Origin of the sequence: Erythrobacter sp. NFXS35 (genome assembly GCF_040148725.1) — a bacterium.
Lineage (GTDB): Bacteria > Pseudomonadota > Alphaproteobacteria > Sphingomonadales > Sphingomonadaceae > Erythrobacter.
In genome coordinates, this window is sequence record NZ_JAGDEB010000001.1 from 913,257 (window position 1) to 932,953 (window position 19,697).

Below are 19,697 nucleotides of genomic sequence, written 5' to 3' on the forward strand. Positions count from 1 at the left end.
AAAGCCACGCCCGACCTTGTCCGCCGGAACGGCCCTGCCCCGCGCCCGTTGATGAGATAAAGCAAAACAAGGAGATAACATATGAAACCGATCCTTATCATCGCCACCGACGGGTTCGAACAGTCCGAACTGATGGAGCCCAAGCGCCTGCTGGAAGAAGCAGGGGCCAAGACGATCGTCGCCAGCCTCGAAGAGGGTGAGATCAAGGGCTGGGACAGTGGCAACTGGGGCAAGAGCGTCAAAGTCGACATGCTGGTCGAAGATGTCGCAACCGATGATTACGCCGCCCTGATGTTGCCCGGCGGGCAGATGAACCCCGATATTCTACGAATGAACAAGGACGTGATCCGCTTGGTGGGCGAATTCGACAAGGCCGGAAAGCCGATCGCCGCGATCTGCCACGCCCCGTGGTTGCTGGCGGAAGCAGGGATCATTCGCGGCAAGGTCGTTACCGGCTGGCCCTCGATCCGTACCGACCTGACCAATGCGGGCGGCGCGGTGATCGACCAGAAGGTCGCCGTCGACGGCAATCTCATCACGAGCCGCAATCCCGATGATATACCCGCCTTCACCAAGGCGCTGAAGGACGCGGTGGGGATGCAGCCGTCGCGCAGCGACGCGAAGACGGAGAAACAAGCCGCCTGATCGGCGGTCAGTTCAAAGACCGGCGGCGTTATGCCCCCTTAAGTTGCCGGTCGAACCGAGGCCCTGCTTCGCCCTTGTGCGCGGCAGGGCCTTTTCGCGTGCGCCGAGACAGCGGACGCGGCGCGTCACATCCGTCTGAGATCGTTGCTTTCCGCAGGCACGCTGACGCTGAGGCCGTCCATCTCCGCGGTCAGATCGATCTGGCACGACAGGCGCGAGGTGCGGCGCGCCCCGGCGGCGAAATCGAGCATGTCCTCCTCCTCCTCGCTCGCGGGCGGCAGACGGTCGAACCATTCGGCAGCGACGATGACATGGCAGGTCGAACACGCCATCTGCCCTTCGCACGTCCCTTCCAGCGGCAGGCCCGCCGCCTGCCCCACGCGCAGCAGATTGTTCCCCGGCGCGGCGGTCGTTTCCACCGGATTGCCGTGGGGATCGCGGAAGGTGATGGTGATGCTCACAGGCCCTGCTCCCTTGCAGCATGGTTGATCGCCTCGGCGGCGGCGGTGATATCTTCGAGGGTGGTATAGCGGCCAAACCCCAGCCGGATCGAGTGTTTTGCTTGCACGTCGGTCAATCCGATGGCGCGCAGCACATGGCTCGGCCGCCCCGATCCGCTGGCGCAGGCGCTTCCGGCGGAGAACATGATGGTGCGGCAATCGGACATCAAGCGGGCCACATCGAGGCCGTCACGCCGAATATTGATGTTGCCGCGCCAGCGATGTTCGGCGCTGCCGTTCAGTGACCAATCGGCGAAGGCATCGCGGGCGATGCTCCACAAACGCTCCACGTGAAGCATCTGCGCTTCCATTCCCTCCGCCGCCGCCTGCGCCGCCGCGCCGAAGCCTGCGCATAAGGCGGGCGAGAGCGTGCCGGATCGCAAGCCAGCCTCCTGCCCGCCGCCCAGCATCAGCGGCGCGGGCTGCGGCGCATCGGGGCCGATCCACAGCGCGCCGATCCCCTTGGGGCCGTGCATCTTGTGCGCCGACACCGCGATGTAATCGGCGCTGAAGCCGGTCAGGTCGAGCCTGCCGCAGGCCTGCACGGCATCGACCAGCACCCGCGCGCCTGCCGCATGGGCGATGGCGATGGCCTCGGCGAGCGGATGGATCACCCCGATCTCGTTATTGACCGCCATGATCGCGACCAGCCCGGTTTCCGGCGTGATCGCGGCTTGCAGCGCGTTCAGATCGGCGCGGCCATCGGGCAGCACAGGCAGGATCGTGAACCGCCGCCCCTGCGATTCGACCGCGCGCGCGCAATCGAGCACCGCGGCGTGTTCTGTGGCAAAGGTGATGACATCGCCCGGCGTGCCTTGCAGCACCATATTGATCGCCTCGGTCGCGCCCGAGGTGAAGATTACCTTGCCACCTGCGGGCAACAGCGCCGCGATCCGCTCGCGCGCGGTTTCGACCGCCGCCGCCGCCATCCGGCCCATGCGGTGAGGGCTATGCGGGTTGCCGAAGGTGTCGCCGTCCGGCCCGCCCAGCCAACGCAGCATTGCCTCACGCGCTTCGGGCGCGAGCGGTGTTGTGGCTTGGTAGTCGAGGTAGATCATGAGTTTATTCTCGTCATTGCGAGGAGCGCAGCGACGTTGCAATCCAGAGCGCATCGCCCGCCGCTCTGGATTGCTTCGCTGCGCTCGCAATGACGGGTCAGCATAACGAAGCCCACACGTCCGCGAACCGTTCCAGATCCTGCGCCGTTGTGTTCCACCCCAAACTCACCCGGATCGTGCGCGCCGCCACATCGTCCGGCACGCCAAAGGCGTCGAGCACCCGGCTTTTCTTCAGCGTGCCGGAAGAACACGCGCTGCCAGCGGAGACGGCGAAACCCATCGCGTCGAGCCGGATCAGCAACGCCTGCGCGCTAATGGTGGGATGCGCGACAGAGAAGATGTGCGAACATTGCGCGCCGACCGCGATCGCCTCTCCTGCCGCCCATATGGCTTCGCGGAAGTCAAAGCGGTCAGGCTCGCCGGTCGCCCAGGTTTCCATCCCTCCCGCTTCGAGCGCCGCCGCCATGCCGAGCGCGCCGGGCAGGTTTTCAGTGCCTTGGCGGTAGCCACGCTCGTGCCCGCCCGAGGGTTCCAGCAGCTTGAAGTCCCGCACCAACAGCGCACCGATCCCGATTGGGCCACCGAATTTATGAGCGCTGACCACGACCATGTCGGCATCGGGCAGGGGATACTTCCCTACGCTCTGAGAGCAATCAGCCAGCAGCAGCCCGTCTGCGTCGCGCACCTGCTGCGCTAGGGCATGGCTACTCTCCCATCGCGCCTTGAGTATGTACGTGCCGGTTTCAGAATTGAGCGCCTGAATTGCGACTGTCGCAGGCCCACCCCGGGCCAGTGCCGAGGCAAGCGCATCGGGTTCAGGGGCATTGAGGCCGCAATCAGGAACCGGCACCACCTCGGCATCCGGCGCAGCCCCAAACACCGCGTCATGCTCCACTGCGCTGACGATCTTGCGTTCCACCTTCGCCTGGTTCAGCGCGATCCACAAAGCCTCACTCGCACCTGAAGTAAAGATCAGCTCCCCCGACCACCCCAGCGCCGCCTTGATCCGCTCGCGCGCATCCTCCAGCGCCGCGCGGGCCTTGCGCCCCTCGGCGTGCGGTGACGAAGGGTTGGCCCATAGCCGGAACCCCTCCTCCATCGCCGCCTTAGCTTCAGGGCGCAAAGGCGATGTCGCCGCGTGATCGAGATAGACCCGCTCAGCCATTTGCGCCCCACTTTGCGCCAGCCGCTACAAAAAATTGCGAAAATACCATCGCGCCCTATATAGAGCCCGCTTTCGCGTGCGCCACCCGGCTCGGCGCGGCTCCTCGATCACAAGGTTTACCGATGCCCTCAGTCATCTTCCCCGGCCCTGAAGGTCGTCTCGAAGGCCGTTTCTCTCCGCCGCCGCGCCCGCGTGCGCCGGTGGCGATGATCCTGCACCCGCACCCCGAAGGCGGCGGCACGATGAACGACCGGATCGTGCAACGGATGTACAAGACTTTCGCGGATCGCGGCTTTGCCACCCTGCGCTTCAATTTCCGCGGTGTGGGCCGTTCGCAAGGCAGCTTCGACAGCGGCGTCGGCGAATTGTCCGATGCCGCCTCGGCGCTCGACTGGATCCAGTCGATCCATCCCGAAGCGCAGAGCACCTGGATCGCAGGCTACAGCTTCGGCGCGCTGATCGGAATGCAATTACTTATGCGCCGCCCCGAAGTGCGCGGCTTTATCTCGGTCGCGCCGCCCGCCAATATGTACGATTTCAGCTTTCTTGCCCCCTGCCCCGCCAGCGGCATCTTCGTGCAGGGCGCGGCCGATACCGTGGTTCAGCCCAATGCGGTGCAGAAGCTGGTCGACAAGCTGCGCACCCAGAAGCACATCACCATCCACCACGAGGAAATCCCGCGCGCCAACCACTTCTTCGAGAACGAGCTCGACGAATTGATGGGTTCGGTGGATAATTATCTGGATTTCCGGCTCTCGCCAGAATGCCCGATTAAGTAGGGTGTTTTTGTGTGCTGCACGCCCTCCGGCGTGCAGTGCTCGGCGGGTCCATGTGTGCGAACGCGCCTCCGCGCGTTCGTCCTCGGCGCTGTTCCTTCGCTTCGCTACGGGCGCCTACGGGCGCGTGGTCACGATTGCGGCCCGTCCGTTGATGGGCCGAGGCTCTGCCTTGGCACGGGGCGAGAAAATGAACTGTCCTCAAGTAGCCTAGCGGTGGGGCGGCAAAAACCCGTCCTCAAGTAGCGAAGCGGTAGGACGACAAAAAACGTCTTGAATCGCAACGCGAAACTTCTTCGTCCACAGTAAAAGTCATAGTACCTTCGTTCCCGAGCGGGCCGGAGGGTTTTGCTCATCGCGTTGGTGTCATCAGCACTCCGGCCGCCGCTCCCACGATGATGGAGAGAGGAGCCCCCCTGATGACTTACGCCTCCCATACCCGCCGTCCCAATCCCGCCGCGCTTGTCGGCGCGCTCGGCTTCCCCGCCGCCTTTGCCGCGCTGTTGGTGGTGGGCCTTGCGGTCAAGGTCGTGACCGTGCCTGAGCCAGAGGGGCTAACCGGCTTTACCGTGAAGCCGATCCCGATACCCCCGCCGCCTCCGGTTGATCCGGTCGAGCCGACCTCGACCACCAGCACCCGGCAGCAGGCCACCACCACAGTGACTCGGCCCGACACCATCCCGATCGATCTCGGCAGCGACAACCCGATCCAGACACTGCCGGGTGTGGGAGACATGGTCGGCCCCATTGTTGGCCCGGTCGATTTCGGCACCCCCGGCCCGGCGCCTACTGCCTCGCCATTCGACCCCGTCAGCGCCGCCCCGCGCAACGATCCGGGGCGCTGGGTGACCGATAGCGACTATCGCACCCGCTGGCTGCGCGAAGGCCTGTCGGGCAGTGCCCGTTTCACCCTTGTGATCGATGCGGCGGGCAAGGTGACCGGCTGCACCATCACCCGATCGACCGGACACGGCGCGCTCGATGCCGCGACCTGCGATCTGGTGACCAAGCGCGCCCGGTTCGATGGCGCGCGCGACGGCACGGGCAAACCGGTGGCGAGCAGCTTCACAGGCGCAATCGCCTGGAAGATTCCCTAATTTGAGGCGGCGCGCCCATCCGGGCGCGCCGTTCCTCGCTCATGCGACCTCACGGTCGGGTGTCCCGCCTGCGGCGATTCAGCTTCGCTTCCGCTGCGGGCGGCCAGTCGGCCTTGCGAAGCCTGCGGCATCGTGACTCGCAGTTGTCGGAATGGCGTGCACTAGCCTTCCCCGGCGGCCTTGATTTGTGCGATCGGTGCCTCGCCCCCTTCGGACGGCACCGTCCAGATCAGCACATTGGCCACTGCGATCACCGCCAGCAGCACCATCAGCGCAGGCTGTTTCACTTGACCCGTCCGCCGCCACAGCACAAACGCCCCCGCCAGCAGCGCAAGCGCCGCCAGCATCACGATCGAAAGCACGATATCCGTCATGGATGCAGCTCTAGCGCGTCACCGCACGGCCGCGCAATTGACTTGGACGCGAGGCCCCGCCAAACCGCGCCGATGAGAGAGAGATTTTCCGATTTTACCCGCCGCCAGGCTCTTGCCGGTCTTGGCGGCGTTTCCGCGCTTGCCCTGCTGCCCGCCTGCGCTCGAACCGCGGCCGCACCTGCCAGCACGCCCATCGCCAGCCTCGCGCCCGATGCCGCACTCGACCGGATCGCCTACCGGATGCTCGCCCACGAACCGGGCCGAGCGACGGGCCTGGGGGTCGATGCCGGAGACTATGCCGCGTGGCGTTCCACCTTTGGCACGGCGGGCGAGGAAGGCCGCAGCGCCTACGCCAGCACGCTGAATGAACTCGTCGCCGAAGCCCGCGCCTATCCCAAGCAAGGCCTCACCAGCGATCAGCAGGTCGGCTTCGAAGTGGTCGAGACCGCCTTTGCCAAGGCCTTGGAAGGCATGGCGATGCCTTACGGCGATGTCGCGGTGGGCAGCTGGCGCAACGCGCCCTACGTCGTGATCCAGAATGTCGGCGGCTATATCGATCTGCCGCGCTTCTTCGGATCGACCCAGCCGCTCAATACGCCGGAAGACATCGGCCCCTTCATGGATCGCATGGCCGAAGTGCCGGCCATCCTCGGCGGGGAGCTTGATCGCATACGCGCCGCGCGCGCAATGAACGTGGTGCCGCCCGCGTTCCTGCTCGACAAGGCGATTGCGCAGATGGAAGCCAGCATCGCCGGAGCGGGTGAGACCTATGGCGCGCCGATGGCTGGAGCCGACATCGTCGGAAGCGACCGCGCTGCGGTGCAGGTCGAACGCATCGTCGCCGCCGGGATCGTTCCCGCGCTCGAAGCGCAGCTTGCCGAACTGAAAGTGCAGCGCGCCGCCGCTACGGACGACGCGGGCATGTGGGCGCAGCCGATGGCCGAGGAATATTACAGCTGGGCCGTCGGCGCATCGACCACCACGGCCATGACCCCGGACGAAATCCACCGTCAGGGGCTCGCCGAACTCGATGAAATCCATGGCAAAATGGACCCGATCCTGCGGGAAATCGGCTATACCCAAGGCAGCGTTGGCGAGCGGATGCAGGCGCTCAGCCAAGACCCGCGCTACAAATTCGCGGAAGGCGATCCGGGGCGCGAGGAAATCTTCGCCTTCATCAATGACCGGGTGGCGTGGATCAAATCGCAGATGCCGCGTGCCTTCAACCAGTTGGTTGATCCGCCGCTCGAAATCCGCCGCTTGCCGCTGGCCGAAGAGCCGGGCGCACCGGGCGCTTATGGCGGGGCGGGCAGCAAGGATGGCAGCATTCCGGGCCGATTCTGGATCAACCTGCGAACGACCGATCTGCACCGCAAGTATGACTTGGCCGACCTGACTTTCCACGAATCGATTCCCGGCCACGTGTGGGAAGGCGAGTTCTCCAACCGCCTGCCGCTGATCCGTTCGATCCTCGCCTTCAATGCCTTCTCCGAAGGCTGGGCGCTGTATGCCGAACAACTGGCGGACGAATTGGGCGCCTATGACGACTTCAAGGTCGGGCGGCTGGGATACCTGCAATCCCTCGCCTTCCGCGCCTGTCGGTTGGTGGTGGATACGGGGCTGCACTCCAAACGCTGGACTCGCGAGCAGGGCAACCGCTTCTTCGTCGAACGCAACGGGTCGAAGGCGGAGGAAGTCGCCTCTGAGGTCGATCGCTATTGCAGCTGGCCGGGGCAAGCCTGCGGGTACAAGATCGGTCACAGTGAAATCGTGCGCCAACGTGCACGGGCGCAGGCGGAGCTGGGCGGCGCCTATGACTTCAAGGCGTTTAACACCGCCGTGGTGCTGGGCGGAAACGCGCCGCTCTCGGTCGTCGCGAACACCGTCAGCCGGTATATTGCCGGGGCGAACGCGTAATCAGTCTGCACGGCGCCTGCCCACTCCGCTGCGATTAGGGGGTGGGCAAGCGCCGAATTGCAAACCTTTGTCCCTGACCCCATCTTGCAACCTGCATCGGGCATAGGGGCGCGCAATGGAAACACTCGGACAAGACCTTGAAACCATGCGCCGGGTGCCGCTCGCGCCCGATCATGTCGCGGCGATATGCGACATCGGCGGAGAGCGGTTCTACAAGGCAGGCGACATCGTGATGGAGATCGGCGAACCGATGGACCGGTTCGTCTACGTGATCGAGGGCGAGATCGAGGTGGCCGATCCGCACACCGGTGAACGCCTGCTGCCCTCCTCGCTCGGCCCGACGCAGTTCATGGGTGAGATCGGCTTCCTCAACGGCGGCACCAACATCATGCGGATGCGCGCGGCGGTCGATACGACGGTAATAGAAGCCCCGCGCGAGGCGATGCTGGCGCTGATGGGCCGGGTGCCGGAGCTGTCCGATCACCTCATCACGGTTTTCACCGCAAGGCGGCGCATGCAGTTCGAATTGCGCAACGACACGATCAAGGTGATCGGCGCGGATCGTGATCCTCAGGTGCAGGCGGTCGAACGCTTCCTTTCGCGCAACCGGATTCCGTTTCAAAGCTACGACATGGACGGCGCCGATCGCGAAACGGCAACGCTGTGCAGCTTGCTGGGCCACGAGCCGGGGGTGATCGTCGGCGCGCAAACGCGGATGGCCGATCCGACCCCGCGCAAGGTAGCGCAATATCTCGGCCTCGATCTCGATATCTGTTCGCTGCGCACTTACGATCTGCTGATCGTCGGCGGCGGCCCGGCTGGCGTGGCGGCGGCGGTTTATGCGGGCAGCGAAGGGATCGGCGCGCTGGTGATCGAGGATACCGCCGTGGGCGGACAGGCGGGCACGTCCAGCCGGATTGAGAACTACATGGGCTTTCCCACCGGCATCAGCGGCACCGATCTGACCTTCCGGGGGCAGGTGCAGGCGATGAAGTTCGGCACGCGCTTCGTGATGCCGCGTCGGGTCGAGGCGCTGTTACGGCGCGAGGACGGGGCGTTCTGCGCGACGCTGGATGACGGCGACGAGATCTGCGCAAGGGCGTTGCTGGTGGCGACCGGTGTGCAATACCGCCGCCTGCCGCTCGACCGGCTGGAGGAACTCGAAGGCGCAGGCATCTTCTATTCGGCGACCGAGATGGAAGCGCGGTTCTGTTCCCAGACCGATGCCGTTGTGATCGGCGGCGGCAATTCGGCGGGGCAGGCAGCGATGTTCCTCAGCCGCACGGCGGCGCATGTGCATCTGGTGGTGCGCGGCAGCAGTCTGGCCGCCTCGATGTCGAGCTACCTTTCGCGGCGGCTGGAGGCCGATCCGCGCATCACCATCCACTATCACAGCGAAGTCACCGCGCTGCATGGCGACAGGTGGCTCAATGCGGTAACGCTGAAAACAGGTGACACAGAGCAGCGCATCGCCGCCCGCGCGCTGTTTATCATGATCGGCGCCGCGCCCAACACAAGCTGGCTTTCGGGCATGGCTGAAACCGACGCCAAAGGCTTCATCCTGACCGGAGCGGCGGCGGGCCAGACCGACGATTACGCCACCACCGCGCCGGGCATCTTCGCAGTGGGCGACGTGCGCGCCGGATCGGTAAAGCGGGTAGCGAGCGCGGTCGGCGAAGGTTCGGTGGTAGTCAGCCGCATCTGGCAGTATCTCGAAGACACCCGTGTCGAGGCAGGCTGACGGGGCCGTCAGCTCTTGCCGAACAGTCCCTTGGCCATGCCCATGATATCGTCGATCGGGCTGCCGTCACCGTCACGGTCGAGCATTGCGGCGAAATGGCTCAGCGAGCCTTCGCCGCCGATCGCTGCAACGATCTGATTGAGCGCATCAGCCGGCAGGCCGGTCTTCTCCGCTGCAAGAGTGACCGTATCACCATCGAGCTGATGGGTCTGGCCCAGCGTGGCAATTGCCTTTTCGACCAGCGCCGGATCGAGCCCGACCTTGGTGGCGAGATTGGCAACATCGTCCGGGGCGCCGCCGATGTTCTTTAGAATCCCGTCAAGAATGCTCATACTCGTCTTCCCCCTGGCTGGTGAAACCGCATGTTCCGCCAGCATTGTTACGCCATGAAAGCGCGGGAAGCCAGATGCGCGACTGGGATCAAGCGGGGATGCAATCAGGCGGCGACCGGCGCGGCCTGCCTCACGCCTTCGTCGACGTGCTCGGCGAACTGGGCGAAGTTGTCGATGAACAACTGCACCAGCTTGCGCGCTGTCGCGTCGTATTCGTCCGCGTCGGCCCACGTGCTGCGCGGATCGAGCAGTGTCTGATCGATGCCTGCCGCCGCCAGCACCGGCACATGCACCGGCACATCGAATCCGAAATTGGGATCCTTGCGGAACTCCACTTCGTCCATGTTCCCATCGAGCACGGCGTTCAGCAGCGCGCGGGTCGCCTTGATCGGCATCCGGGATCCGGTGCCGTATTTGCCGCCGGTCCAGCCGGTGTTGACCAGCCAGCATTCGGCGCTGCCCTTGCCGATGCGTTCTTTCAGCAGGTTACCGTAGACGCTCGGGTGGCGCGGCATGAAGGCGGCGCCAAAACAGGTGGAGAACGTCGCTTCGGGCTCGGTCACGCCGATTTCGGTGCCCGCGACCTTCGCCGTGTAGCCGCTGAGGAAGTAATACATTGCCTGATCCGGCGTCAGCCGCGCGATCGGAGGCAGCACGCCGAAAGCGTCGGCGGTCAGCATGATGACGTTCGACGGCGCCGGGCCGAGGTTCTTTTCCGACGTGTTCGGAATGAACTCGATCGGGTACGCGCCGCGGGTGTTTTCCGTCTTGCTGGCGTCGGTGAAGTCCAGCTCGCGCGTGTCCTCCTCCATCGCCACGTTTTCGAGGATCGTGCCGAACATCTTGGTGGTGGCGTAGATTTCCGGCTCACCCTCTTCGGAGAGGTTGATCATCTTGGCATAGCAGCCGCCTTCGAAGTTGAAGACCGCGGTGTCCGACCAACCATGCTCGTCATCGCCGATCAGCGTGCGGCTGGCATCGGCGGACAGCGTGGTCTTGCCGGTGCCCGACAGGCCGAAGAAGATCGCGCTCTTGCCGTCGGCGCCGATATTGGCGCTGCAATGCATCGGCATCACGCCTTGCGCGGGCAGCAGGTAGTTGAGCAGGCCGAACACGCCCTTTTTCATCTCGCCCGAATATTCGGTGTTGCCGATCAGGATCAGCTTCTCGGTGAAGCTCACCGCGATCACGGTGTCGCTCCGGCAGCCGTGACGTTCGGGATCGGCCTTGAAGCTGGGCAGGTTAATGATGGTGTATTCGGGCGTGAAATTCGCCACTTCCTCGGCCGAGGGGCGCACCAGCAGCGTACGCACGAACAGGCTGTGCCACGCCATCTGCGTGATGACGCGCACGTTGACGCGATATTCGGGCTGCGAACCACCGAACAGGTCGGCGACGTAAAGTTCATCCTGCCCTTCGAGGGCTTCGAGGAAGTCCGCCTTAAGCATCGCGAAATGCTCTGCGCTCATCGGCTGGTTGATCGCTCCCCAGTTGATCGTGCCCTCGGTTTCGGCGTCACGCACGATGAACTTGTCTTTCACGCTGCGCCCGGTGAACTTGCCCGTTTCGACCAGCAGCGCGCCGTGCTTCGTCAGCTTGCCCTCACCCTTCGCCAGCGCATGTTCCACCAGCGGCGCGGTGCCGAGATTGGCATGAAGGCGCGCCCGGGTGTGAAGGTTCTGGGCGGACAGCGGGTGTGCAAGCGAGGTCAAGGTCGTATCTCCTGAGCCAGTCGTTTAGGACAGCAATGCAAAAGTCGGGGCGACGCGTCCGGGCATAAAGCCGCGAGCGAATCTGCAACATCCCGCCTAGCGCCCCAACTAGCAGCCGCGCATACGTATGCAACCATCACAGGCTAGGACATGCGCAACTCGCGCTCCTGCCCGCGCATCGCACCTGATCGGAGAATCAAGCAGGCGTCCGGCGATTGTCTCCGCCAGACAATGGCGCTACCGCTCGGCGCATGCGATGGCGGCGGCACAAAGGATAGGCACCATGTCCGAAAGCACCCCCGATCTGACCCTATCCGGCGCGGTGCCGGTCGAGCCTGCCGCGCGCGCAATGCAGATCGCGCTGGTGGACGATGATCGTAACATTCTCACCACCGTCTCCATCGCGCTGCAATCGGAAGGTTTCGCCACGCGGCTCTATTCCGATGGCGAAACCGCGCTGAAGGCCTTGCTCGACAACCCGCCCGATCTCGCCGTGTTCGACATCAAGATGCCCAAGATGGACGGGATGGAACTGCTGCGCCGCTTGCGCGAACATTCGCCGTTGCCGGTGATCTTTCTCACCAGCAAGGACGACGAAAGCGACGAGGAAGCGGGGCTGGAACTGGGCGCGGATGATTACATCGCCAAGCCGTTCAGCCTGCGCCTGCTGATCGCCCGCATCCGCGCCATCCTGCGCCGTGCCGACCCGGTAACGGGCGGCGATGGCGAGATCGGTCCGCCCGAAGCGGCGCAGGCCTGCCTGACCCGCGGGCGATTGTTCATGGACCCGGCCCGCCATCACATTACATGGGACGGCCTGCCGGTCAGCCTCACCGTAACAGAATTCCTGATCCTCGAAGCGCTGGCAGTGCGTCCCGGCGTCATCAAGAGCCGCAACCAGCTGATGGACGCCGCCTACCCTGACGACGTGTTCGTTGATGATCGTACGGTCGATAGTCACATCAAGCGGATGCGGCGCAAGTTCCGGATGGTGGATCGCGAATTCGGCGCGATCGATACGCTTTACGGCGCCGGCTACAGCTTCACCGATGGCTGAGATGCGCCGTATCGCGGTCGGCGGCGAACAGCTCACCGCGACGGGCCGTTTTGCCCTCACCGCGCGTATTCTGGTGGTCAATATCCTGCCGCTGGCGATCATGGGCGGCGGACTGCTTTATCTCGATAGCTACCGCACCCAGCTGATCAACGAACGCTTCAAACTTGCCCGAATCGAAGCGCAGATCACCGCCGAGGCGCTGGCCGGTGCCACCCGCGAACGGCAGGAGGCGCTGCTGGTGCAGATCGGCAAGGAACAGCGGATGCGGCTGCGCATGTTCGATGCCGATGGGCGACTGACCGCCGACAGCTTCGCGCTGGCGGACCCGGCGTTCCGGTTCAACGATATCACCGATGACGACTGGGAACAGAAGTTTGCCCGCTGGCTCGACCGCACCGTGGACACCATCGTCTCGGCCGAAGCGGTCCAAGACTATATCGAGCCCGAAGCGCAGGAGGCCGATGCCTGGCCCGAACTTGCCCGCGCTCGTGAACTCGGCCTGTCGCAGGTGCGGCTGTACGATTGGCGCGACGGCACGCCGGTGATTACCGCCGCCGCGCCTGTGGGTCTCAACGGGGCAACCCTGCTGACGGTGCGCAACGCGGTCGACATCACCGAAAGCGTGCGTTCCGCGCGCACGACGCTGGGCTTTGCGATGCTGATGGTGCTGGCTGCATCGGCGCTGCTGTCGCTGTTTCTGGCGCGCACCATCGTGACCCCGCTGCGTCAACTTGCCCGCGCGGCGGTGCGGGTGCGGCAGGGACGCGAGCGCGAAGTCGAGGTGCCGCGCCTGCCCCAGCGCAGCGACGAGATTGGCCTGCTCGCCCGCGCAGTATCGGACATGACCGGAGCGTTGCGCCTACGGATCGACGCGGTCGACAGTTTCGCCGCAGATGTCGCGCACGAGATCAAGAACCCGCTGGCCAGCTTGCGCAGCGCAATCGAGTCGCTGCCCCGCGTGCAGGACCCCGCGCTGAAGGAAGAACTGATTCAGATCGCCACCCACGACGTGCGTCGGATCGACCGGCTGGTGTCCGAAATCTCCGATGCCAGCCGGATCGATGCGGAAATGAGCCGCGCGACGCTGGAGACGATCGATCTTGGCGATCTTGTCCGCGCGATCATCGGCGGGCGCGAACACCGCGCCCTGAATGAAGGCCGCGCCATCGCTCTTTCGGCCCGCGGGTTTGCCGCCCGCGTGCGCGGCGTGGGCGCGCGGCTGGAACGCGTGGTCGAAAATCTGCTCGACAATGCCGTATCCTTCTCCCCGCCCGATGCACCGATTGAAGTGGCCATTGACAACGACGGCACTTGGGTAACGCTGACCGTATGCGATCACGGGCCGGGCATACCCGAAGAATCGCGCGAGAAGGTGTTCCAGCGGTTCCATTCGGTGCGGCCCGACGAAGAGGATTTCGGCAACCACTCCGGCCTCGGACTCGCCATCGCGCGCGCCATTGCCGAGGCGCTGGATGGCACGCTTACCGCCCATCCGCGCGGCGATGGCAAACCCGGTGCGTGCCTAAAGCTGCGGCTGCCGGCGGCGACATGAGCCCGGTCAGCTCCCTCGTCCATCGTGCCAGCGCCGTCGCGATCGGCGGGCGAGCGCTGCTGATCGAAGGGCCGCCGGGCTGCGGCAAGTCAAGCCTTGCGCTGGCCTTGATCGACCGCGGAGCGGCGCTGATCGGCGACGATGCGGTGACGCTGACGCTGAACCTGACACGGGCGGGGAAACAGCTGATCGCCAGCCCGCCGCCCAACATCGCAGGCATGCTCGAATTGCGCGGCATCGGGCTCGTGCAGATGCGCGTCGCCGCGCCCGCGATGGCAGCGCTGGTTCTGGAACTGGGCGGAGCGCCGGGCGAACGCCTGCCCCAAACACCCCTGCAGCGCCGCATAATCGGCGGGGTGGCGTTGCCGGTCTTGCACTTGGACCCCGGCACTATCGCCCCGGCGCAACGCGCTGAATGGGCGCTCGCGCTCCACGGCCTGTCCGAACATTCGCCTTCCCTTACCGCGCAATCAGAGCGAGAATGACGGCCATGAACGCGCCCGCAGATCCCTCACCCGCGCCGCGCCGCGTGCTTCTGGTCACCGGACTTGCGGGCGCAGGCAAATCGACCGCGCTTGCCGTGCTGGAGGATCTCGGCTGGGAGACGATCGACAATTTCCCGGTGCGGCTGCTCAACCGGCTGGTCGCCATGCCGGACGAGGCGCGCGGGCCGCTCGCGATCGGGTTCGATTCGCGCACCCGCGGCTTCGTTCCCGCTGACATCATCGCGCTGGTCAAGGAACTGGCCGCGCGGGATGACATTGCGCTCACCTTCGTGTTCATGGATTGCTCGGGCGGCGAGCTTGAGCGGCGCTATAACGAGACCCGCCGCCGTCATCCAATGGCCGCCGGACGCCCGGTGATGGAAGGCATCGCTGCCGAGCGCGAACTGCTCGAGCCGCTGCGGCGCTGGGCCGAGATCATGATCGATACCTCGGCCATGACCAGCAACGACCTGCAGACCCAGGTGCGCCAGCTGTTCGCCCCTGCCAGCAGCGACAGCGCGATCACGCTGACACTGTCCAGCTTCGGCTTTGCCCGCGGGATGCCGCCGCTCGCCGATCTCGTGTTCGACATGCGCTTTCTCGACAATCCGCACTGGGATCCGGCCTTGCGCGACCTCACCGGACAGGACGCCGCCGTCGGCGCGCATATCGAGCGCGATCCCGCGTTCGACGAAGCGTTCACGCGCATCCGAGACCTGCTGCTGATGCTGCTTCCGCGCTATCAGGCGCAGGGCAAGCCCTATGTCCATGTCGCTTTCGGCTGTACCGGAGGGAGACACCGTTCGGTCTACACAGCCGAGCGCATGGCGGAAGGCTTGCGTGCCGCCGGATTTTCGCCCACTGTCCGGCACCGCAATCTGGGGTCGCGTGTGGCGGATGAAATCGAACGCGATCGACGCTAAGGCGCGGTTCAGGGCAGACATGGCATTGTCCAGCTTAGTTGAAACGCGTAAGCCTCGCCGCGTGCGGGCAGTTAACGGACGCTAATTCACTCATGATCGGTTTGATCCTGGTTACTCACGGTCGGCTCGCGGACCAGTTCGTCGAGGCGATGGAGCATGTTGTCGGCCCGCAGGACGGGATCGTCACCGTGTGCATCGGCCCCAATGACGACATGGAACAGCGCCGCGCCGACATTGCTCTGGCGATCGAGACGGTCGACAGCGGCAGCGGCGTCATCATCCTTACCGATCTGTTCGGCGGCACGCCGTCGAACCTCGCGATATCGCTGCTCGATGCCGGCAGGGTCGAAGTGATCGCGGGGATAAACCTGCCGATGCTGATCCGCCTTGCCGGCGCGCGCAAGGTGATGGATGTCACCGCCGCCGTCGCCGCAGCCCAGACCGCCGGACGCAATTACATCACCGTCGCCAGCGAGCTGCTCGGTCAGGACACCAGTCCGGCGCGGGCGAAAGCCTGAAAGGAGCCGCCGTGGGGGAGGCACGCAAGACCATTACCATCGTCAACCGCCGCGGGCTGCACGCCCGGGCGAGCGCCAAGTTCGTCGGCGCGGTCGCCGCACTGCCCGAAGGGGTGGCAGTGACAGTTAGCAAGGCGCCCAACAGCGCAGTGGGCGGATCGATCCTCGGTCTGATGATGCTGGGCGCGGCCAAGGGCGACGTGATTGAAGTGCTGGTCGAGGGCGAAAACGCGGACGCGGTCCTGGCGGAACTGGCAGCGCTGGTCGAATCCGGTTTTGGCGAGGATTGACGCGGGCAGCGCAAACCGTCAGCAGCTTGGCCCATGCGCAGGCACATCACCGGTTTCTCCAATCCGACCGTCAAACATCTCCGGTCCTTGCGTGACAAAAAGCATCGCAAGCGCGCCGGACAGTTCCTGGTCGAGGGGCTTCGGCTGCTCGAGGATGCGCGCAGTACGGACCGCCTGCCGCAGACACTCGTGATGGCAGAGGCCCGCGCGCCGCATGATCTGCTGGCGCGGCTCGAAGCTGACGTCATGGCGGCGGGCGGCGAGGTCATCACCACCACGCCCGACATCCTCTCCAAAATCACTGGCAAGGAAAACGCGCAAAGCGTGGCGGGCGTGTTCGACGAATGGGACACATCGCTGGAAGCGCTCGACAGGGCCGCCGCGCCGATCTGGCTGGCGGCGCAGGCTTTGCGCGATCCCGGCAACCTCGGCACGATGCTGCGCACCTGCGACGCAGTCGGCGCGGGCGGGCTGATCCTGATCGACGATTGCGCCGATCCCTTCAGCGCCGAAGCAGTGCGCGCGAGTATGGGGGCGGTATTCACCGTCGGGCTGGCGCAGGCGAGGTGGGAGGAATTCCTGCCGTGGCTGCGCGGCGGAACGGGCCAATTGGTTGCGGCAAGCCTGCGCGATGCGGTGCCCTATCGCGGGGCGGATTACGCCGCGCCTTGCTACATCCTGGTCGGCAACGAATCCCAGGGGCTTCCTGAGGAGTACGAGGCGGCGTGCGATCTCAGGGTGACGATGCCGATGCGAGGGCGGGCGGATTCTCTGAATGCGGCAGTGGCGGGCGCGGTGCTGGCCTACGAGGTGCTGGCAGGGGTCGAGCGGTAGCCGCTACTCCGCCGCGTCCTTACGTCCTTCCAGCGCCGGATATTCCGCATCCACTCCGTCCGTATCACCCGCGTTATAGCGTGGGGCGCTTTCGACCAGCGGCACATCTTCGATTTCACGCTTGCCGATGTCGACGCCCTTTTCGGCGAGCCGCCGCCCGGACGACAGCACATTGCGTTCAAAGCTGCCCACGAACTTGTTATAGTTGTTGACCGCAGTTTCGAGCCCGCCGCCCACGCGTTTGAGATGCTGCGCGGCAACTTCGAGCCGGCCATACAATTCCGCGCCCATCCGGCCGATTTCCGCCGCTTCGGACGCCATCTTGTCCTGCCGCCACACCTGCGCCACCGTGCGCGCAATGGCGACAAGATTGGTCGGGGTCGCCAGCAAAACCTTGTTACGGAACGCAAAATCCCACAATTCAGGATCATGTTCGAGCGCTGCGGCAACGAAGTGCTCGCCCGGTACGAACATCACGACGTAATCGGGCGCATCATCGAACTGGCTCTGGTAGCTTTTCGATCCCAGCGTTTGCACATGGTTGCGCATGGACTTGGCGTGGAGATCGAGGTGCCGCTTGCGCTCGCCATCGTCATCGGCCTCGAAAGCGGCCTGATAGGCGTTCAATGACACTTTGGCATCGATCACCAGCTTCTTCTGCCCCGGAACATTGACAATCGCATCGGGGCGCAAGCGTCCTTCATCGGTGTCGAGCGATTGTTCGAGATGGAAATCGGTGTGTTCGGCAAGTCCGCATTGTTCGAGCACGTTCTGCAACGCCCGTTCGCCCCAGCGCCCGCGCGCCTTGGGCGCGTTGGTGAGCGAATTGCCGAGCCGCCTCGCTTCTTTGCGGATTTCCTCTTGCCCTTCGCGCATCGACTGGATCACGCCGGTAAGCTGTCCAAACGCGTCGGTGCGTTTGGCCTCCAGATCGGCGACCTGCTTTTCGTAACTCGCCAGCTTTTCGCCCACGGGGGACAGCAGCGCCTTGAGCTTGGCCTCACCCGTCTCCTCGGACTGGCGAAAGCGCGCCTCGGCCCGTTCGAGAAAGGTCATCTGCGCCGCTTCGAGTACCTTGCTGCCGGCGTTCTCGAACTCCTTGCGCATGCTTTCCTGTGCGCCCAGCAGGGCCGCTTTCTGCTCGGTGAAAGCTTTCTCGCGCTCTGTCGCAGCGCTTTCGAGCGCGGCGAGCCGTTCGGCCAGCGCAGCACGATCGGTCTGCACCGCATCGAGCCGGGTCAAGAGCCCATCCGCCTGCCCTGCCCGCTCCTTCAGCCCCGCAACCTCGATCCGCGCTTCGCCCAATTCGGCGATGGCGCGCTTGAATTCAGCCTCCAGCCCGGCTCCATCCCGCTCCGCCTCAGCCAGCCGTGCGCGCAGGTCGGCGAGCGGGCGCGAGGCAAGAAACCAGCAGGCCGCGCCGCCAAGCACGGCACCCAGGATGAGGGCGACAAGCGGGAGAATCGAGGAATACATGGGGATTTCCTATACAGAACGAAAAGAGAACGCTAGTCCCCGCGCACGGAATATCCCCGATTCAGGACCCGACTACCCTCTGTCAGTGTCGCTATCTTCGGCCGTCGCCTTCTTCTGCCACGGCCAGCGCCCGTCGATCTCAACCTCCAGACTGAAGCTGAGGAAGGTGCGGATCAGGACGATCAGGCCCAGCACAGCCACGCTTTCCGGCGTGGGATCAATGGCCACGGTACGGATGATATCGGCGGCGACCAGCAGTTCCAGCCCGGTCAGGATCGCGCGGCCGAGCATGCGGCGGAAAGCGGCGACGCGGTCTTCGCCTGCCTTCGTGCCGCTACCGCCGGTGGCCGTGCGGTAGCCGAAGCGTCCCGCAGAATACACGGCACCAAGAATGATGACGCCGATTCCGGCGAGTTCGAACACCTTCGCCACCGAACCGGCAATGACGAGCATGGTCGCATCGCTGATCATGGCAAGGCTAACTGCGCGGCGCTGCCCGTGTTCCATTTGGCCCACCGCACAGGGCGCTTAGACGGTTTGCATAGCGGAACCGCAAGGGCGACTGCCCGCCCGCAGCGCGCGCAGCTTTGATGCGCGTCTAGCGAGGACGAAGGCGCGGAGGCGCCTTCGCAAACAAGTTACGCCGCCTGACGGATTTTCTTGAGCTTCTTCAGCGCCATCGCCTTTTTCAGGCGGCTTAGGTGGTCGATGAACAGGATGCCTTCGAGGTGGTCCATCTCGTGCTGCAGGCAGGTCGCCATCAGCCCTTCGAGCGCTTCTTCGTGAATGGTGCCGTCCAGATCCTGATAGCGCACCTTACAGGTCGCCGGGCGTTCGACATCGGCGTAGATCTCGGGAACCGAGAGGCAGCCTTCCTGATAGGTCGAAAGCTCGTCCGCCGGAACGAGGATCACCGGGTTGATGAACACCCGCGGCTCCTTTTTTGTGGCGGGGTGCGTGTGGCTGTGGCCGTCATGGCTGCACTCGACCGGCTCGGCATCGGGATCGTCGGGCTGCAGATCGATCACCAGCACCCGCTTGGGCACGCCGACCTGAATCGCGGCGAGGCCGATGCCGGGGGCATCATACATCGTTTCGAACATGTCTTCGACCAGCGCGCGCAGATCGGCATCGAACTCGTGCGGTTCGACCGGGGTCGAGATGGTTTTCAGCCGGGGGTCCGGCACTTCAAGGATTTCGCGGATAGCCATGGGCGCTATTTAGGCGGAGAACGTCGGTTGTTCA

Annotated in this window: 21 protein-coding genes; 12 read left to right on the forward strand and 9 right to left on the reverse strand. The window is 64.8% G+C overall.

Features of this window, described 5'->3' with window-relative positions:
• Positions 1-81 precede the first annotated feature (81 nt).
• Positions 82-645 carry a type 1 glutamine amidotransferase domain-containing protein gene (locus J3454_RS04515; protein WP_349512552.1) on the forward strand — a complete coding sequence of 188 codons (564 nt, stop codon included), beginning with the start codon at positions 82-84 and terminating at the stop codon, positions 643-645.
• Positions 646-770: 125 nt separating this feature from the next.
• Here the strand turns inward: J3454_RS04515 and J3454_RS04520 are convergent, their stop codons facing one another.
• The 3 genes from J3454_RS04520 to J3454_RS04530 form a co-directional block, all read right to left on the reverse strand.
• Positions 771-1,106, reverse strand: a complete 336-nt coding sequence (locus tag J3454_RS04520) for a 2Fe-2S iron-sulfur cluster-binding protein (RefSeq protein WP_349512553.1) — start codon at positions 1,104-1,106, stop codon at positions 771-773.
• Positions 1,103-2,203, reverse strand: coding sequence for a cysteine desulfurase family protein (locus J3454_RS04525; protein WP_349512554.1), 1,101 nt, complete (start codon positions 2,201-2,203; stop codon positions 1,103-1,105). The genes J3454_RS04520 and J3454_RS04525 overlap by 4 nt, the downstream gene beginning before the upstream one ends.
• Before the next feature lie 97 nt (positions 2,204-2,300).
• Entirely contained in the window at positions 2,301-3,302 is a 1,002-nt protein-coding gene (locus J3454_RS04530; RefSeq protein ID WP_502878570.1) for a cysteine desulfurase family protein, read from the reverse strand.
• Between the two features lie 188 nt (positions 3,303-3,490).
• Between J3454_RS04530 and J3454_RS04535 the strand changes: the two genes are divergently transcribed.
• The gene (locus J3454_RS04535) at positions 3,491-4,147 is read left to right on the forward strand and encodes an alpha/beta hydrolase (RefSeq protein WP_349512556.1); all 657 of its coding nucleotides are present in this window, start codon (positions 3,491-3,493) and stop codon (positions 4,145-4,147) included.
• Between the two features lie 416 nt (positions 4,148-4,563).
• Positions 4,564-5,241 (forward strand): energy transducer TonB, encoded by a 678-nt coding sequence (locus tag J3454_RS04540; protein WP_349512557.1) that lies wholly within the window; start codon positions 4,564-4,566, stop codon positions 5,239-5,241.
• A gap of 161 nt (positions 5,242-5,402) precedes the next feature.
• Here J3454_RS04540 and J3454_RS04545 read toward each other — a convergent pair whose 3' ends face one another.
• The gene (locus J3454_RS04545; protein WP_349512558.1) at positions 5,403-5,615 is read right to left on the reverse strand and encodes a hypothetical protein; all 213 of its coding nucleotides are present in this window, start codon (positions 5,613-5,615) and stop codon (positions 5,403-5,405) included.
• Between the two features lie 72 nt (positions 5,616-5,687).
• Here J3454_RS04545 and J3454_RS04550 point away from each other — a divergent pair, with 72 nt between their 5' ends.
• A complete protein-coding gene (locus J3454_RS04550) occupies positions 5,688-7,532 on the forward strand; it encodes a DUF885 domain-containing protein (protein WP_349512559.1) in 1,845 nt (614 codons plus the stop codon).
• Between the two features lie 115 nt (positions 7,533-7,647).
• Complete coding sequence (locus J3454_RS04555) at positions 7,648-9,273, forward strand: FAD-dependent oxidoreductase (protein ID WP_349512560.1); 1,626 nt, start codon at positions 7,648-7,650, stop codon at positions 9,271-9,273.
• Positions 9,274-9,281: 8 nt separating this feature from the next.
• Here the strand turns inward: J3454_RS04555 and J3454_RS04560 are convergent, their stop codons facing one another.
• The gene (locus J3454_RS04560) at positions 9,282-9,605 is read right to left on the reverse strand and encodes a hypothetical protein (RefSeq protein ID WP_349512561.1); all 324 of its coding nucleotides are present in this window, start codon (positions 9,603-9,605) and stop codon (positions 9,282-9,284) included.
• Between the two features lie 104 nt (positions 9,606-9,709).
• On the reverse strand, positions 9,710-11,317 hold the full coding sequence (locus tag J3454_RS04565; protein WP_349512562.1) for a phosphoenolpyruvate carboxykinase: 1,608 nt from the start codon (positions 11,315-11,317) through the stop codon (positions 9,710-9,712).
• 349 nt (positions 11,318-11,666) lie between these two features.
• On the opposite strand from J3454_RS04565, the gene J3454_RS04570 reads away from it, so the two are divergent.
• The 7 genes from J3454_RS04570 to J3454_RS04600 all read left to right on the forward strand — a co-directional run bounded on the left by J3454_RS04570 (position 11,667) and on the right by J3454_RS04600 (position 16,976).
• The gene (locus J3454_RS04570) at positions 11,667-12,374 is read left to right on the forward strand and encodes a response regulator transcription factor (RefSeq protein WP_349513138.1); all 708 of its coding nucleotides are present in this window, start codon (positions 11,667-11,669) and stop codon (positions 12,372-12,374) included.
• Entirely contained in the window at positions 12,367-13,926 is a 1,560-nt protein-coding gene (locus tag J3454_RS04575; protein ID WP_349512563.1) for a sensor histidine kinase, read from the forward strand. The genes J3454_RS04570 and J3454_RS04575 overlap by 8 nt, the downstream gene beginning before the upstream one ends.
• Positions 13,923-14,411: an HPr kinase/phosphorylase gene (locus tag J3454_RS04580; protein WP_349512564.1), complete on the forward strand. Its 489-nt coding sequence runs from the start codon at positions 13,923-13,925 to the stop codon at positions 14,409-14,411. The genes J3454_RS04575 and J3454_RS04580 overlap by 4 nt, the downstream gene beginning before the upstream one ends.
• The gene (gene rapZ, locus J3454_RS04585) at positions 14,408-15,334 is read left to right on the forward strand and encodes an RNase adapter RapZ (RefSeq protein WP_349512565.1); all 927 of its coding nucleotides are present in this window, start codon (positions 14,408-14,410) and stop codon (positions 15,332-15,334) included. The genes J3454_RS04580 and rapZ overlap by 4 nt, the downstream gene beginning before the upstream one ends.
• 92 nt (positions 15,335-15,426) lie before the next feature.
• A complete protein-coding gene (locus J3454_RS04590; protein ID WP_349512566.1) occupies positions 15,427-15,852 on the forward strand; it encodes a PTS sugar transporter subunit IIA in 426 nt (141 codons plus the stop codon).
• Positions 15,853-15,863: 11 nt separating this feature from the next.
• Positions 15,864-16,142, forward strand: a complete 279-nt coding sequence (locus J3454_RS04595) for an HPr family phosphocarrier protein (RefSeq protein ID WP_349512567.1) — start codon at positions 15,864-15,866, stop codon at positions 16,140-16,142.
• 33 nt (positions 16,143-16,175) lie between these two features.
• Entirely contained in the window at positions 16,176-16,976 is an 801-nt protein-coding gene (locus tag J3454_RS04600; protein ID WP_349512568.1) for a TrmH family RNA methyltransferase, read from the forward strand.
• A gap of 3 nt (positions 16,977-16,979) precedes the next feature.
• Here J3454_RS04600 and J3454_RS04605 read toward each other — a convergent pair whose 3' ends face one another.
• The 3 genes from J3454_RS04605 to J3454_RS04615 form a co-directional block, all read right to left on the reverse strand.
• Positions 16,980-18,452 carry a DNA recombination protein RmuC gene (locus J3454_RS04605; RefSeq protein WP_349512569.1) on the reverse strand — a complete coding sequence of 491 codons (1,473 nt, stop codon included), beginning with the start codon at positions 18,450-18,452 and terminating at the stop codon, positions 16,980-16,982.
• A gap of 72 nt (positions 18,453-18,524) precedes the next feature.
• Complete coding sequence (locus tag J3454_RS04610) at positions 18,525-18,959, reverse strand: DUF1622 domain-containing protein (protein ID WP_349512570.1); 435 nt, start codon at positions 18,957-18,959, stop codon at positions 18,525-18,527.
• A gap of 131 nt (positions 18,960-19,090) precedes the next feature.
• The gene (locus tag J3454_RS04615) at positions 19,091-19,663 is read right to left on the reverse strand and encodes a peptide deformylase (RefSeq protein WP_349512571.1); all 573 of its coding nucleotides are present in this window, start codon (positions 19,661-19,663) and stop codon (positions 19,091-19,093) included.
• Positions 19,664-19,697: the final 34 nt, after the last annotated feature.